We start from the raw sequence: 15,389 nt of genomic DNA, 5'->3' as shown, positions 1-15,389 counted from the left end.
GCACTGGAGGACCGAACTCACGCCTGTTGAAAAAGTCGGAGATGACCTGTGGCTAGGGGTGAAAGGCCAATCAAACCGGGAAATAGCTGGTTCTCCGCGAAAGCTATTTAGGTAGCGCGTCGGGCGATTGCCCACGGGGGTAGAGCACTGGATGGGCTAGGGGGCCTCGCGGCTTACCAAACCTAACCAAACTCCGAATACCGTGGAGCACAGCCCGGCAGACAGACGGTGGGTGCTAAGGTCCATCGTCGAGAGGGAAACAGCCCAGACCGCCAGCTAAGGTCCCCAAATCACGGCTAAGTGGGAAAGGATGTGGGAAGGCCATGACAACCAGGAGGTTGGCTTAGAAGCAGCCATCCTTTAAAGAAAGCGTAATAGCTCACTGGTCTAGTTAAGCCGGCCTGCGCCGAAAATGTATCGGGGCTCAAGCCGTGTACCGAAGCTGCGGATGTGATCTCAGATCACGTGGTAGCGGAGCGTTCCGTAAGCCTGCGAAGGGTGTCCGTGAGGCCGCCTGGAGGTATCGGAAGTGAGAATGCTGACATGAGTAGCGACAAACAGTGTGAGAAACACTGTCGCCGAAAGTCCAAGGGTTCCTGCGCAAGGTTAATCCACGCAGGGTGAGCCGGCCCCTAAGGCGAGGCCGAAAGGCGTAGTCGATGGGAACCACGTTAATATTCGTGGGCCAGCGGGTGTGTGACGAATGGGAAAGCGTGTCGGGCCTTATCGGATTGGCCCGGCTGGGGACCCGTTCCAGGAAACAGCCCCCGCATCAGACCGTACCCCAAACCGACACAGGTGGACTGGTAGAGTATACCCAGGCGCTTGAGAGAATGGTGTTGAAGGAACTCGGCAAATTGCCCTCGTAACTTCGGAAGAAGAGGGCCCCGTTCGTGCGCAAGCGCGGGCGGGGGGCACAGACCAGGGGGTGGCGACTGTTTACTAAAAACACAGGGCTCTGCGAAGCCGTACAAGGCGACGTATAGGGTCTGACGCCTGCCCGGTGCCGGAAGGTTAAGAGGAGGGGTTCACGCTCCGAATTGAAGCCCCGGTAAACGGCGGCCGTAACTATAACGGTCCTAAGGTAGCGAAATTCCTTGTCGGGTAAGTTCCGACCTGCACGAATGGCGTAACGACTTCCCCGCTGTCTCCAACACCAACTCAGCGAAATTGAACTCTCCGTGAAGATGCGGAGTACCCGCGGTCAGACGGAAAGACCCCGTGCACCTTTACTACAGCTTTGCAGTGGTGCTAGGGATCTCATGTGTAGGATAGGTGGGAGGCTAGGAAACCCGGGCGCCAGCTCGGGCGGAGCCAACCTTGAAATACCACCCTTGAGGTCTCTGGCATCTAACCGCGCTCCGTTGATCCGGAGCCGGGACCCTGCATGGCGGGTAGTTTGACTGGGGCGGTCGCCTCCCAAAGTGTAACGGAGGCGCGCGATGGTGGGCTCAGAGCGGTCGGAAATCGCTCGACGAGTGCAATGGCATAAGCCCGCCTGACTGCAAGACAGACAAGTCGAGCAGAGACGAAAGTCGGCCATAGTGATCCGGTGGTTCCATGTGGACGGGCCATCGCTCAACGGATAAAAGGTACGCCGGGGATAACAGGCTGATGACTCCCAAGAGTCCATATCGACGGAGTCGTTTGGCACCTCGATGTCGGCTCATCACATCCTGGGGCTGGAGCAGGTCCCAAGGGTTCGGCTGTTCGCCGATTAAAGTGGTACGTGAGCTGGGTTTAGAACGTCGTGAGACAGTTCGGTCCCTATCTGCCGTGGGTGTCGGAGTTTTGCGAGGATCTGTCCCTAGTACGAGAGGACCGGGATGGACATACCTCTGGTGCACCGGTTGTCACGCCAGTGGCATGGCCGGGTAGCTAAGTATGGACGGGATAACCGCTGAAAGCATCTAAGCGGGAAACCCACCTCTAAACCAGAACTCCCTTGAGAGCCGTGACAGACCATCACGTCGATAGGAGGCATGTGGACGGGCGGCAACGCCTGAAGCTGAGCCTTACTAATCGCTCGATCGGCTTGATCCTTCCCAGCAGGCGGCCCGCGCGCAGCGGCAAGCCCTGGGCGCACGAGCCAACACCGCAAGAATGCAAGAACGTCCTCGATCATTGACACCTCTGCCGTCCCTGTCCGGATGGTTCGCGTGTGCCTTGGTGACCTGGTGGTCATGGCGAGGCTCCCAACACCCGATCCCATTCCGAACTCGGCCGTGAAACGCCTCAGCGCCGATGGTACTGCGTCTTAAGACGTGGGAGAGTAGGTCGCCGCCAGGTCACCACGGCACACGCCAAACCAGCCAGGACGTGGACGGACAAGGCTTCAAACACACTTGACAATCGGCTTCATGAACGACAAAGCCGGCGCTTTTCCCTGTGGGAAGCGCCGGCTTTTCGTTGTGCTTGGGGTGTCGACGCGGGCCCCCACCCTAACCCTCCCCCGCTCCGCAGGGGAGGGGACGAAGGGTTGGTGAGGGGGGGAGGTGGACGGTGCAGAGCTTGTCGGGGCTTTCCTTGGCGATGGCCTTGTGGCCGGCGATGGCGGTGTTGATCGCGTCGGGGGTCAGGCGATGCGGCCCGGGCGCCACCACCACGGCGACGCCGCTGGCTGACAGCAGCGGGAAACGCCGCACCGCGCCGTAACGGTCCTTGCCCTCGAAGCAGCCGGCCTCCCGCGCCTCCGCGTCGTAGAGGCTCTCCGCGTCGGAGCGGAACTGCGCGACGAGGTCCGCCACGCGGGCCAGCGCATCCTCTTCCCCGGCGCCGCTGAGGGCGACGAAGAAATCGTCGCCGCCGATGTGGCCGGCGAAGCCGCCGTTGCCCGAGGCCCAGGCCTTCAGCCGCTCGCTGAACATCAGGATGGCGCGGTCGCCCTGGCGGAAGCCGAAACGGTCGTTGAAGGGCTTGAAGTTGTCGAAGTCCAGATAGGCCAGGACGTGCCGGCGGTCCTGCTCCTGAAGGGCGCGCTCGATGTGGCGCACGATGGCGGCGTTGCCGGGCAGGCGGGTCAGCGGGTTCTGGTCCGCGGCCATGGCGAGGTTGCGCTCGTGCACCAGACGGATCAGCGCGCCGCTGGACAGGAAGCCGGCGTATTCGCCGCCCTCGATGATGATGATGCCGTCGCTCGCCTCTTCCGCCGAGAAGGCTTCGATCACCTGGTCGAGCGGGGTGGAGATGTCGCAGACCGGGCTCTTGACCACCAGATCCAGCAGCGTGTCGCCCAACCCCCTGTTGCGCAGAAGCTCGCTGCCGAAGCGGGAGTAGACGAAGCGCTTCAGGTCGCGCTCGCGGATCAGCCCCAGCGGGCGCTGCTGGCGGTCGACGATGGGGGCGATGGACGGGCTGTTGTCGCCGCGGAAATACTCGAGAAGCTCCGTCTTGGGGGAGGTGACGGCCAGCGGCGGCTGGCGCTCGATCACCTCGGACAGGCGCAGGCGGGCTTCGTTCGGCTTGCGCCGGTCCCGCCGGTTCAACTCCTCGACGATGCCGTAGCGCTCGGGCACGGCGCGCAGCTCCAGGCTCGGCCGGGCGATCAGGTAGCCCTGGGCGAAGTCGCAGCCGAGATCGCGGCAGGTGTAGAATTCCTTCTCCGTCTCCACCCCCTCGGCGATGATGAGGATGCCGAGCGCGTGGGCGTAGCCGACCAGCGCGTGGGCGATGGCCCGCTTGCGCGTGTCCTGGTCGATCCCGGCGATGAAATAGCGGTCGATCTTGAGATAGTCGGGCTTGGATTCGTAGAGCAGCCGCAGCCCGGCGAAGCCGACGCCGAAATCGTCCAGCGCCACCCCGATGCCCGCCTGCCGGTAGCGGTCGATGGCCTGCTCGATGCTGTGGTCGGGGCGAAGCTCCCGCCGCTCGGAAATCTCCAGGCTGACGGTCAGGCGGGGGTCGGCCGTGCCGCCGTCCTGCGCGAAGGGGGCCAGCGCGAAGGGGGCCAGCCAGGGCGAGCCGGCGACCCCGACCACCCGCGCGTCGATGTTCAGGAACAGCTTGGCGTTCGGCCAGTTGTCCAGCGCGCGGAAGGCCGCCGCCGCCTTGGCGTGCAGGGCGCACTCCACCTCGGCCAGCAGGCCCTGCATGCAGGCGGCGTCCAGCAGGTCGTTGGGGCTGGCGAAGGGGCTGCGCTCCAGGCCGCGCAGCAGCGCCTCCATCCCGTGGCAGCGCCCGGTGCGCATCTGCACGATGGGCTGGAAGGCGACCGACAGCCCGGCCAGCAGGTCGGTCCATTGCGCCGGCAACGCGGCCTTGCGGGCGCTCCCCGCCGGGGGGCCGCAGCGATCGTCCATCTCTTCTGCTGGCACCGAGGCCATGGCTTCGTCCACCGCCGGCTGTCCATGTTCGTCGCGGGCAAGCCCATGTTGTAGCGGATGATCTTTTCGGTTTCGTGACACATCCAAGCTTTGCCTGGGGCGGGCGATCCAAAATGCCCTTCGCACCCCGGCCCCGCTTTGCGCTATAGGGGTGCGCTTCAACGCGGACGATGATGGATCTGGAGGCGGCGGGGCATGAAGGTCGGCATCGACATGGGGACGGCCATGACGGCTGGCGCGACGGGGGCGCCGGCGATGCTGGACCTTGAGGAGCTGCTGGCGACCCGCCTGCTGGTGCAGGGCAATTCCGGCTCCGGCAAGTCGCACCTGCTGCGCCGCCTGATCGAGCAGAGCGCGCGCTGGGTGCAGCAGGCGGTGATCGACCCCGAGGGCGACTTCGTGACCCTGGCGGAGCGCTTCGGCCACATCGTGGTGAACGCTGACGAGCACAGCGAGGCCGCCCTGCAGAGCGTCGCCGCCCGCGTGCGCCAGCACCGCGTCTCCGTCGTTCTGAACCTGGAGGGGCTGGACGCGGACATGCAGATGCGCCACGCCGCGGCCTTCCTGGGCGGGCTGTTCGACGCCGACCGCGACCATTGGTACCCCATGCTGGTGGTGGTGGACGAGGCGCAGCTCTTCGCCCCCTCCGCCGCCGGCGAGGTGTCGGACGAGGCGCGCAAGGTCTCGCTGGGCGCCATGACCAACCTGATGTGCCGCGGCCGCAAGCGCGGTCTGGCCGGGGTGATCGCGACGCAGCGCCTTGCCAAGCTCGCCAAGAACGTGGCGGCGGAGGCGTCGAACTTCCTGATGGGCCGCACCTTCCTCGACATCGACATGGCCCGCGCCGCCGACCTGCTGGGCATGGAGCGCCGCACCGCGGAGATGTTCCGCGACCTGGAGCGCGGGCATTTCATCGCGCTCGGTCCGGCCATCTCGCGCCGTCCGCTGCCGCTGCGCATCGGTGCCGTCGAGACGCAGGGCCGCGCCGGCAGCCCGAAGCTGATGCCGCTGCCCGACACCCCGCTGGAGGACGCGCGGGAGCTGATCTTCAAGCCGGGCGAGCCGGAGCCGCCGCGCCTGCCGGTGCGCCGCCCCTCGACCAGCGCCAGCGCCGACCTGCTGGCCCAGCTCTCCCGCCCACGCCCCCTGCCGGTGGAGCCGGAGACCGAGGACGCCGCCCCCGCGCTGCCCCTGGAGGAGCCGGAAACGCCGGAGCAGGCGGCGGAGCGCAAAGCCGCCTATGAGGCGATCCTGCGCGACGTGCTGGCCGATCCGGAGGCGCCCTACCGCTCCATCGCCGTGCTGTATCAGGACTTCCTGGTGCGCTGCCGGACGCAGGGGGTGCGGGGTGAACTGCTGGAGTTGCCGGCCTTCCGGCGCAAGCTGGCGGCGGCCCGCGCCGGGGCGGGGGACGGCACCCAAGAGAATCCCGCCTGGGAGAAGGCGACCCAGGTCGCGGCGACCCTGCCGGAGGACATCCAGGTCGTCTTCCTGCTGCTGGCCCGCGCGGCGCTGGACCATCTGCCGTGCCCGTCCGACGCCGACGTGGCCCGCGCCTGCGGCAGCCGGTCGCGCGGGCGGGCGCGGCGCCTGCTGACCTACATGGAGCAGCGCGGCTTCGTCGCCACGCGCAGCGGGCTGGGCAACACCCGCAGCATCGCCCTGCCGGCGCTGGGCTGGGAAACCGCGCTGGGCGATCCGAACGCCGACGACGGGGTAGAGGGGCCAGAGGACGGCGGGCTGTTCGCCACCGCCTGAGGCGCCGTTTCCAGGAGGATTCCCATGGGCGCGCATGCCGTCATCCCCCCGGAGGTCGGAAGGTTCGTGGAGCTGTGGGGCCTGCTCCCGGACGCCCCTCTGCGGACCACCCGTTCCAGTTGGGTGCTTCCGGTCCGGCACGAGGGGGCACCGGCGATGCTGAAGGTCGCCCGGACCCCCGATGAGCGGTCGGGCTACCGGCTCATGACGTGGTGGAATGGGCAGGGGGCCGCCAGGGTCTTCGCCTCGTCCACGGACGCCCTGCTCATGGAGCGGGCGGCGGAAGGTGCCGACGATCTCGCCCGGATGGCCTGGTCGGGCCGGGATGAGAACGCCTGCCGCATCCTGTGCGACACCGTGGCCCGCCTGCATGCGCCGCGGCCCGGCCCGCTTCCGGAATTGCACCCATTGGAAATCTGGTTCCAGCCGCTCTTCCAGCTCGCCACGGAACAGGCGGCGCTGGCGCCCGCCGCGGACATTGCGCGCCAACTCATTGCCGCTCCCCGGGCCGTCGGCCCGCTCCATGGCGACCTGCACCACGAGAACGTGCTCGATTTCGGCGAGCGGGGGTGGCTGGCGATCGATCCCCATGGGCTGCTCGGCGAGCAGGCCTTCGATTACGCCAACATCTTCACGAATCCGGACCTCAGCGATCCCAGCCGGCCGCTCGCCACCATGCCCGGCCGGCTGGAGGCCCGGTTGGGTGTCGTGATCGAGGCGACGGGGATCGAGGCCGGGCGGCTGCTTCGCTGGATCGTCGCGTGGACGGGTCTGTCGGCGGCTTGGTTCATCGAGGATGGCGACGATGAGGGCGCCGCGATCGATCTCACGATCAACGCGATGGCGCGCCGCCTGCTCGGGTAGCGGGCTCCGGCGGCTGGCCGGCTGGAGACTTGGGAAACCGTTCCGTCGCTCTGGTCACTCGTCCTGGTCACTCATCGTCCGGCTCGATCCCGGCGGCGAGGGCGTGGGCCAGACGCCCGGCGGCGGCGACCGCGGCCATGGCCGCCTGCGCCTTGGCGGCGATGCGCGCGGTGCCCTCCGGCGTCGGCTGGTGGAGCGACGGGTCGGGCAGGCGTTCCACGAAATCCCAGGCGCCGGTGGCGGGGTCCCACACCTCGAAGACGTCGGGGTTGGGGCGGCGGGCGACCCAGGCGCGGGCGGCGTTGCCCTCGACGCGGAAGCGCACCCCGAAGAAGCGGCTGGCCGCCATGGCCCCGATGGCCGCGGCCAGATCGCCATCGGCGTCCGGGAAGCGCTGCGTCAGAGCGGCGCGCAGGGCTTCCGCCAGGGCGCGGCGGTCGTCATGATGGGGAAGGCCGTCGGGATCGGTTCTCATGGCCCGCGATGGTAGAGGGACGGCGCGCCCCGGCAAACGGGCGCGTTGTCGCAAGCCCTCCTGAACGTTCCCGGAGTCGTCATGGTCAGCCTGTCCGAAGCCTACGCCATCGCCATCGGCCATCACCGGGCCGGACGGATGGGCGAGGCCGCCGGGGTCTACCGGGCGATTCTCGACGCCGACCCGCGGCAGGCCGACGCGCTGCATCTGCTGGGCGTGCTGTTTGGTCAGACCGGGCGGGGCGGGGACGCGGTATCCCTGATCGCCCAGGCCATCGCTCTGGACCCGGAGGCGGCGGACTATCACGACAATCTGGGCAGCCTGCGCCGCACCGCCGGGGACGCGGTTCGGGCGGCCGGGCAGCACGCGCGCGCCCTGGCGCTGGAGCCGGCGCGGGCCAAGGCGGCCTTCAACCGGGGGCTGGCGCTGGGCGATCTGGCCCAAGAGGATCCCGGCCGGATCGGGGAGGCGCTCGGATGCTTCCGCGCCGCCCTGCGGATCGATCCGGGCTATGGGGCGGCGGCGCTGGCGGCGGGGCGGCTGCTGGCCGGCGGGCCGGAGCCGGGGGCGATCCGTGGGGCGGCGGAGCGCTGGCTGGCCCACGCGTTGGCCTTGGCCCCGGACAGCGCCGACGCCTGGGCGGCCGTGGGGCGGGCAAGGCTGGCGGCGGGGGAGGCCGATGGGGCGGTGGCGGGCTATGGCCGGGCGGCGCGGCTGCGTCCGGGGGACGGTGCGGTGCTGAGCAACCTCGCCATGGCGACCTTGCAGGCCAGCGGCGCCCTGCCGGAATTCCCCCGCGCCGACCGCCCGGAGGCGAGTTGGGCCGAACCGCTCGCCCGCGCGCTCGACCTGTTCCTGGCGGCGCTGGAGCGCGGGGCGGGCGAGGTGGTGGAGGCCGCGCTGTTCCGCACCGCCGTGCTGACCATCCACCGCGGCATGCTGGACGACGCGCGGCTGGAGCGGATCGCCCGGCGGGCGCGGGACCGGCAGCGGCGTGCACCGACGGATGGCGCGGCGGCGGCCTGCATCGCCCACGGCCTTTACCGCCGGGGGCGGCTGGTGACCGCCTCGCGCCTCGCCCGGCGGTATCTGCGCGGCTGGTCGGAGGAGGCCATCCGCGCCGACCCGCAGGCGGCGAAGTGGCGGCAAGTCGATGCACGCCGGGTCTTCCTCGACGCGCTGGCCGGATATCGACCGCGCATCGCGGAGGCGGGGGAACGGTCGATGCCGGTTCCACCCGCGGCAGGCGGCGGCGCGATCCTGCTGGTCAGCGTCGATTCCGGCTATTGGCGGCGCTTCGGCGGCTGGTTCCTCTCCCACGCCCTGAAGGACGCGCCGGGCAACCGCGTGCATGTCCACATCGTGAACCCCGGCGCGGAGGACCGCGCCGACCTGGACCGCCGCTGCGCCGCCCAGCCGGGGCGTCTGTCCTGGTCGCTGGAACGCATCGACCTGTCCCTGCACGCGCCGGGGGCGGAGACGACCTATTACGCCTGCGCGCGCTTCTTCGTGGCCCTGGATCTGCTGGAGCGGACCGGAGCGCCGGTCTTCATCACCGACATCGACGCCCGCGGCACGGCGCCGCTTCCACCGGACCTGCGCGACGGGGCGGGCTGGGACCTGACGATCATGCGCGACCGTCGCGCCCGCGGGCCGTTCGACGACATCATCGTCAGCTTCCTCGGCGTCGCTCCGACCGCGGCGGGGCGGGAGTTTCTCGGCCTCGTGTGCGCTTTCATCGGCTGGTTCTTCGACCGGGGCGAGGCGGCCTGGACGCTGGATCAGGCGGCGCCCTACGCCGTCCTCCACGACCGGGCGCGGCGCGGGCGGGCACCGCGGCTGCGGGAGCATGAGTTCCTGCGCCTGCCCTGGTTCGATTTTCCGGTGAAGGGCGAGGGGTGACGGGGCGCTATGCCGCCTGGACGCTGTTGTCCTTGCGCCGGGACAGCTGCAACTGGCCGTCCAGGCACTTCACGTAGGTGGTCTTGCCGGCCTTCAGGTTGTCGCAGACGGTGACCAGCGCGCGCGGGATCGCCGCGAACTCCTTCGAGCCGCGCGACTGCGTGTTGTAGGCGGCGAGGTGCTGGCGCAGCCCCTCCTTCGACACCGGTTTTCCGTCGTTCCCGATCATGATCGTCCCCGCGCGCGTGGTTGCTGGTGGCCGAAGCTACGCGGGGACGGTGCCGGACTCAATGTCCACTGTCCGGTGGCGTCCGGTCCGCCGGTTTCCCCCCGTCGCCGGTCCAGTCGTCGGTGATGTAGAGTTGCGCGTCGCTGATCTTCTCCACCTCGTCGCGGCTCGGCGGCTTGGGCACGCGCGACTGGCCGTTCTCGCGGTCCTGGTCCATGGGTCCTCCATCGCTTTGCCAGTGATGTGGACGGAAGGGTGGGATCGGCAAGCCTGTTGCGGACCGGGTTAAGGCATTCGCGTTCGATCACGGGGGCCGCTATGACCGCCGCCCGCTTGACAGGCGAACCCGCGCCGCCGGATCATCCGGCCGTTAACCGCTAAGAATTCCAAAGAGAATTCGCCCCGTCCGGGGTCGTTCCGGGATCACGCAGGGAGTATGGGAACCATGAACACGCTTGCGCGCCGTCTGGCCGGCGCCGCCCTTCTGTCCGCCGGTCTTTCCTTCGGTCCCGCGGCCACGCCGGTCCTGGCCGACACGCCGAAGGACACGCTGGTCATGGCCTGGCAGTTCGACGACATCGTGACGCTCGATCCCGGCGAGATCTTCGAGCTGTCGGGGGCCGAATACGGCGCTCAGGTCTATGACCGGCTGATCCGCTTCGACGTCAACGACGTCAGCAAGATTTACGGGCAGGTGGCGGAAAGCTGGACCGTCTCCGACGACGGCAAGACCTTCACCTTCACCATCCGCGACGGGATCAAGTTCCACTCCGGCAACCCGCTGACGGCGGAGGACGTGGCCTACTCGCTCCAGCGCGCCGTGAAGATGAACAAGGGGCCGGCCTTCATCCTGACCCAGTTCGGCCTGACGCCGGAGAACGTCGATCAGAAGGTCCGCGCGACCAACCCGCGCACCCTGGTCTTCGAGACGGACAAGACCTACGCCCCGACCTTCGTGCTCTATTGTCTGACCGCCGACGTCTCCGGCGTGGTCGATTCCAAGCTGGTCAAGAGCAAGGAGGTCAACGGTGACTTCGGCGCCGCCTTCCTGAAGGCCAACTCCGCCGGGTCCGGCCCCTTCGTCCTGCGCCAGTGGAAGGCCAGCGAGCTTCTGTCGCTGGAGGCCAACGCCAATTACTGGGGCGGCGCCCCGGCCGTGAAGCGCGTGCTGATCCGCCACATCGCCGAGCCGGCGACCCAGCGCCTGCTGCTGGAGAAGGGCGACGTCGACGTGGCCCGCAACCTGAAGCCGGAGCAGTTCGAGCCGCTGCGCGGCAACGACAAGATCCGCATCGTCCAGGCGCCCAAGGGCACGCTCTATTATTTCGGTCTGAACCAGAAGAACGAGGTGCTGGCCAAGCCCGACGTGCGCAAGGCCTTCAAGTACGCCGTGGATTACGACGGCATGGCGAAGACCATCATGAACGGTCTCGGCACCGTCCATCAGGCTTTCCTGCCCAAGGGCTTCCTCGGCGCGCTGGAGGAGAACCCGTACACGTACGATCCGGCGAAGGCGAAGGAACTGCTCAAGCAGGCTGGCTATCCGGACGGCATCACGGTGACGATGGACGTCCGCAACACCTCGCCCAGCATGGACATGGCCCAGGCCATCCAGGGCAGCGCGGCGGCGGCGGGCATCACGGTCAAGCTGCTGCCGGCGGACGGCAAGCAGGTGGTCACCAAGTACCGCGCCCGCAACCACGAGGCGCTGCTGTACCAGTGGGGCGCCGACTACCAGGACCCGAACACCAACGCCGACACCTTCGCCGCCAACCCGGACAACGCCGACGACGCGAAGGCCAAGCCGCTGTCCTGGCGCAACGCCTGGGACATTCCCGAGCTGACCAAGAAGACCGCCGCCGCGGTCGAGGAGCGCGACACCGCCAAGCGCGCGGCGATGTACCAGGAGCTTCAGCGCGAAGTCCTGGAGACCTCGCCCTTCGTCATCATGTTCCAGCAGACCGAGGTGATCGCGGAGCGCAGCAACGTCGAGGGGCTGGTCTGGGGGCCGAGCTTCGACAGCAACTACTACTGGAAGGTCAGCAAGAAGTAAGGCGGGCCTTCGTCCCGATACGTCTTCCCCTCTCCCCTCCGCTCACGCGCAAACGACGTTTGCGCTGACGCGACAGGCGCACCTTTGGTCCGCCGAAAGCGGGGAGAGGGTTTTTGCTTTCAAGCTTGGGTGAAACTTGGCCGCTATCTTGAAACGACCGGGGATGCCGGGGCGGCGTCATGCGATTCGCGGGGCGGGGTTGCTCGTCTCGGTGGCGCTGACCGTCCTCGGCCTCCTGCTCGTCACCTTCCTGATCGGGCGCGTGGTGCCCATCGACCCGGTGATCGCCGTGGTCGGCGACCGCGTGTCCGCCGACACCTACGCCCGCGTCCGGCAGGAGCTGGGGCTTGACCTGCCGCTGTGGCAGCAGTTCCTGCGCTACGTCGGCGACGTGATCCAGGGCGATTTCGGCACCTCGGTGCTGACCTCCCGCCCGGTGCTGGAGGACATCCTGCGCGTCTTCCCGGCGACGCTGGAGCTGGCCACCGCCGCGCTGGTCGTCGGCGTTCTGCTGGGCATCCCGGCGGGGGTGATGGCCGCCGTCCATCGCGGGCGCTGGCCGGACCATCTGATCCGGGTGATCGGGCTGATCGGCCATTCCATCCCGATCTTCTGGCTGGGGCTGATGGCGCTGCTGGTCTTCTACGCGCGGCTGGACCTCGCGCCGGGGCCGGGGCGGGTGGACGTCTTCTACGAAGGGCTGGTCGATCCGGTGACCGGAGTCATCACCGTGGACGCCCTGCTGGCCGGCGAGACCGACGTGTTCTGGAACGCGCTGCACCATCTGGTGCTGCCGGCGGGCATCCTCGGCCTCTACAGCGTGGCCTACATCGCGCGCATGACGCGCAGCTTCATGCTGGATCAGCTCCGCCAGGAATACATCACGACGGCCCGCGTCAAGGGCATGTCGGAGGCGCGGGTGATCTGGCGCCACGCGCTGGGCAACATCGCGGTGCCGCTGACCACGGTGGTGGCGCTGTCCTACGCCTCGCTGCTGGAAGGGTCGGTGCTGACCGAGACGGTGTTCGCCTGGCCGGGGCTGGGGCTCTACATCACCAACTCGCTGCTGTCGGCGGACATGAACGCGGTGCTGGGCGGCACGCTGGTGGTGGGGGCGGTCTTCATCGGCCTGAACCTGCTGTCCGACCTGCTCTATCGCCTGCTGGACCCCCGTGCGAGATGAGGGGCACGATGACGCACGTTACGGAAAGTGGACTGCGGGCGTGGCTGACGGCGGAGACGCCGCAGTCCCGCGGGCAGGCCCGGCTGGGCCGGGTCTATCTCGGCTGGCTGGCCTTCTCGCGCAACCGGCTGGCGATGATCGGGCTCGGCATCGTGCTGCTGCTGGTGCTGATGGCGGCGCTGGCCCCGCTGCTCGCCCCCTACGATCCCTACACGCAGGACCTGTCGCAGCGGCTGCTGCCGCCCAGCGCGGCGCACTGGCTGGGCACCGACGCCTTCGGGAGGGACATCCTGTCGCGCATCCTCCACGGCTCCCGCCTGACCCTGATGATCGTGGCGCTGGTCGCGGTGACGGCGCCGGTGGCCGGGCTGCTGATCGGGACGGTGGCGGGCTATCTCGGCGGTTGGGTGGACGCGGTTCTGATGCGCCTCACCGACATCTTCCTGGCCTTCCCGAAGCTGATCCTGGCGCTGGCCTTCGTCTCGGCGCTGGGGCCGGGCATCGAGAACGCCATCATCGCCATCGCGATCACCAGCTGGCCGCCCTACGCCCGCATCGCGCGGGCGGAGACGATCACCATCCGCAAGAGCGATTTCATCAGCGCGGCGCGGCTCCAGGGCGCCTCGACGCCGCGGATCATCCTCGGCCATGTCGTGCCGCTCTGCGCCTCCTCGCTGATCGTGCGGGTGACGCTGGACATGGCGGGGATCATCCTGACGGCGGCTGGGCTGGGCTTCCTCGGCCTCGGCGCGCAGCCGCCGGCGCCGGAATGGGGCGCGATGATCGCCACCGGGCGGCAATATGTGCTGGAGCAGTGGTGGGTCGCCACCATGCCCGGCATCGCCATCTTCGTGGTCAGCCTGGGCTTCAACCTGCTGGGCGACGGCCTGCGCGACGTTCTGGACCCGAAAGGCCAATGACCCAAGCGCCAATGAGCGAGACACCTTTGCTGGAGGTCGAGAACCTCCGCATCTCCTTCCCCACCCGGACGGGCGTGACGCAGGCGGTGCGCGGCGTCTCCTTCACCGTCGGGCGGGAAAAGCTGGGCATCGTCGGCGAGTCGGGCTCCGGCAAATCGATGACCGGGCGGGCCATCCTGCGGCTGGTCCCGCCGCCCGGCATCGTCACCGCCGACCGGCTGAGCTTCCAGGGCGAGGACCTGCTGACCCTGCCGGAGAAGCGGCTGCGCGGCATCCGCGGGCGCCGCATCTCCATGGTCATGCAGGACCCGAAATTCTCGCTGAACCCGGTGATGACCATCGGCGCCCAGATCGCCGAGGCCTACCGCGTCCATTCCAGCGCCGGCAAGGCGGAGGCGAAGCGGCGCGCGCTGGAGATGCTGGAGGCCGTGCGCATCCGCAACCCGGAGCGCGTCTACGGCCTCTACCCGCACGAGGTGTCGGGCGGCATGGGCCAGCGCATCATGATCGCCATGATGCTGATCCCCAACCCCGACCTTCTGATCGCCGACGAACCGACCTCGGCGCTCGACGTGACGGTGCAGATGCAGGTGCTGGCGATCATGGACGAGCTGTGCTCCCGTCGCGGCATGGGGATGATCTTCGTCAGCCACGACCTGAACCTCGTGGCGTCCTTCTGCGACCGCATCCTGATCATGTACGCCGGCCGGGTGGTCGAGACCTGCTGCGCGTCGGAGCTTCACGCGGCGAAACACCCCTACACCCGCGGCCTGCTCGACAGCCTGCCGCGCTTGGACGACACGCGGGCGGAGCTGCCGGTGCTGGCGCGCGACCCGTCCTGGCTGGAGGGTATTTCCCTTTCTCCCCCCAGGGGGGAGAGGGGACATGGGGCGGAGGGCGGGCAATGATCGACGTGAAGGATCTGCGCGTCACCTTCGGCCATGGCGCCGACGCCGTGGCCGCCGTCCAGGGGGTGTCCTTCGCCGTGCGGGAGGGCGAGAGCTTCGGGCTGGTCGGCGAGTCGGGGTCGGGCAAGTCCACCGTGCTGCGCGCCGTCGTCGGGCTGAACCACGACTGGACCGGGTCCATCGCCGTGGCCGGCGCCGCGCAAAGCCGCCGCCGTGAGAAGGGCTTCTTCAAGTCCTGCCAGATGGTCTTCCAGGACCCCTACGGCTCGCTGCACCCGCGCCAGACCATCGACCGCATCCTGGCCGAGCCGATCGCCATCCACGGCTTGCGCGACGCCGACGCGCGGATCGACCGCGTGCTGCGCGACGTCGGGCTGGGGCCGCAGTTCCGCTTCCGCTACCCGCACCAGCTCTCCGGCGGGCAGCGCCAGCGCGTCGCCATCGCCCGCGCCCTGGTGCTGGAGCCGCGGGTGCTGCTGCTGGACGAGCCGACCTCGGCGCTCGACGTGTCGGTGCAGGCGGAAATCCTGAACCTTCTGAAGCGGCTGCGGGCGGAGCACGCGCTGACCTACGTGCTGGTCAGCCACAATCTGGCGGTGGTCGCCACCATGTGCGACCGGCTGGCCGTGATGAACCGGGGCCGCATCGTCGAGGAGATGGACGTCGACTCCCTGCGCCGGGGGGCGGCGCGGGAGGACTACACGCGGCAGCTCCTGCGCGCCAGCCAGGGCTACGACCGCGCGGCGGCGGACAGCTTCAAGGACTTCGCGTAGGC

At 68.7% G+C, this 15,389-nt stretch carries 12 protein-coding genes and 2 rRNA genes (1 of these 14 only partly in view); 10 read left to right on the top strand and 4 right to left on the bottom strand.

The annotated features are described in order from the left end of the window. A 23S ribosomal RNA gene (locus TSH58p_RS10325) occupies positions 1 to 2,043 on the top strand; it begins 717 nt to the left of the window's first position. Between the two features lie 130 nt (positions 2,044 to 2,173). Next, a 5S ribosomal RNA gene (gene rrf / locus TSH58p_RS10320) occupies positions 2,174 to 2,289 on the top strand. A 152-nt stretch (positions 2,290 to 2,441) separates the two neighbouring features. Here the strand turns inward: rrf and TSH58p_RS10315 are convergent. Then, positions 2,442 to 4,298: a bifunctional diguanylate cyclase/phosphodiesterase gene (locus TSH58p_RS10315; RefSeq protein WP_247895527.1), complete on the bottom strand. Its 1,857-nt coding sequence runs from the start codon at positions 4,296 to 4,298 to the stop codon at positions 2,442 to 2,444. A 219-nt stretch (positions 4,299 to 4,517) separates the two neighbouring features. Here TSH58p_RS10315 and TSH58p_RS10310 point away from each other — a divergent pair, with 219 nt between their 5' ends. Together TSH58p_RS10310 and TSH58p_RS10305 are read left to right on the top strand one after the other, a co-directional pair. Further along, positions 4,518 to 6,080 carry an ATP-binding protein gene (locus TSH58p_RS10310; protein ID WP_109072181.1) on the top strand — a complete coding sequence of 521 codons (1,563 nt, stop codon included), beginning with the start codon at positions 4,518 to 4,520 and terminating at the stop codon, positions 6,078 to 6,080. Positions 6,081 to 6,104: 24 nt separating this feature from the next. Further along, positions 6,105 to 6,944 carry an APH(6)-I family aminoglycoside O-phosphotransferase gene (locus TSH58p_RS10305; protein WP_109072180.1) on the top strand — a complete coding sequence of 280 codons (840 nt, stop codon included), beginning with the start codon at positions 6,105 to 6,107 and terminating at the stop codon, positions 6,942 to 6,944. A gap of 67 nt (positions 6,945 to 7,011) precedes the next feature. Here the strand turns inward: TSH58p_RS10305 and TSH58p_RS10300 are convergent, their stop codons facing one another. Beyond that, a complete protein-coding gene (locus tag TSH58p_RS10300; protein WP_109072179.1) occupies positions 7,012 to 7,419 on the bottom strand; it encodes a hypothetical protein in 408 nt (135 codons plus the stop codon). A gap of 45 nt (positions 7,420 to 7,464) precedes the next feature. On the opposite strand from TSH58p_RS10300, the gene TSH58p_RS10295 reads away from it, so the two are divergent. Continuing rightward, complete coding sequence (locus TSH58p_RS10295; RefSeq protein ID WP_162600032.1) at positions 7,465 to 9,321, top strand: hypothetical protein; 1,857 nt, start codon at positions 7,465 to 7,467, stop codon at positions 9,319 to 9,321. Between the two features lie 7 nt (positions 9,322 to 9,328). Here the strand turns inward: TSH58p_RS10295 and TSH58p_RS10290 are convergent, their stop codons facing one another. Both TSH58p_RS10290 and TSH58p_RS33085 read right to left on the bottom strand, forming a co-directional pair. Then, the gene (locus TSH58p_RS10290) at positions 9,329 to 9,550 is read right to left on the bottom strand and encodes a hypothetical protein (protein WP_014239111.1); all 222 of its coding nucleotides are present in this window, start codon (positions 9,548 to 9,550) and stop codon (positions 9,329 to 9,331) included. Between the two features lie 58 nt (positions 9,551 to 9,608). Further along, on the bottom strand, positions 9,609 to 9,767 hold the full coding sequence (locus TSH58p_RS33085; RefSeq protein WP_158282650.1) for a hypothetical protein: 159 nt from the start codon (positions 9,765 to 9,767) through the stop codon (positions 9,609 to 9,611). Between the two features lie 228 nt (positions 9,768 to 9,995). Between TSH58p_RS33085 and TSH58p_RS10285 the strand changes: the two genes are divergently transcribed. The 5 genes from TSH58p_RS10285 (at position 9,996) to TSH58p_RS10260 (ending at position 15,387) form a co-directional block, all read left to right on the top strand. Next, positions 9,996 to 11,603 (top strand): ABC transporter substrate-binding protein, encoded by a 1,608-nt coding sequence (locus TSH58p_RS10285; protein ID WP_109072184.1) that lies wholly within the window; start codon positions 9,996 to 9,998, stop codon positions 11,601 to 11,603. Positions 11,604 to 11,766: 163 nt separating this feature from the next. Continuing rightward, positions 11,767 to 12,786, top strand: coding sequence for an ABC transporter permease (locus tag TSH58p_RS10275; RefSeq protein ID WP_109072176.1), 1,020 nt, complete (start codon positions 11,767 to 11,769; stop codon positions 12,784 to 12,786). Positions 12,787 to 12,794: 8 nt separating this feature from the next. After that, positions 12,795 to 13,706, top strand: coding sequence for a nickel transporter permease (gene nikC, locus TSH58p_RS10270; RefSeq protein WP_199230221.1), 912 nt, complete (start codon positions 12,795 to 12,797; stop codon positions 13,704 to 13,706). An 11-nt stretch (positions 13,707 to 13,717) separates the two neighbouring features. Further along, positions 13,718 to 14,614, top strand: coding sequence for an ABC transporter ATP-binding protein (locus TSH58p_RS10265; RefSeq protein WP_109072174.1), 897 nt, complete (start codon positions 13,718 to 13,720; stop codon positions 14,612 to 14,614). Beyond that, positions 14,611 to 15,387, top strand: coding sequence for an ABC transporter ATP-binding protein (locus TSH58p_RS10260; protein WP_109072173.1), 777 nt, complete (start codon positions 14,611 to 14,613; stop codon positions 15,385 to 15,387). Before TSH58p_RS10265 ends, TSH58p_RS10260 begins: the two co-directional genes overlap by 4 nt. Positions 15,388 to 15,389: the final 2 nt, after the last annotated feature.

Origin of the sequence: Azospirillum sp. TSH58 (assembly GCF_003119115.1) — a bacterium.
GTDB lineage: Bacteria > Pseudomonadota > Alphaproteobacteria > Azospirillales > Azospirillaceae > Azospirillum.
This window is presented reverse-complemented; position numbering and strand designations above follow the sequence as displayed.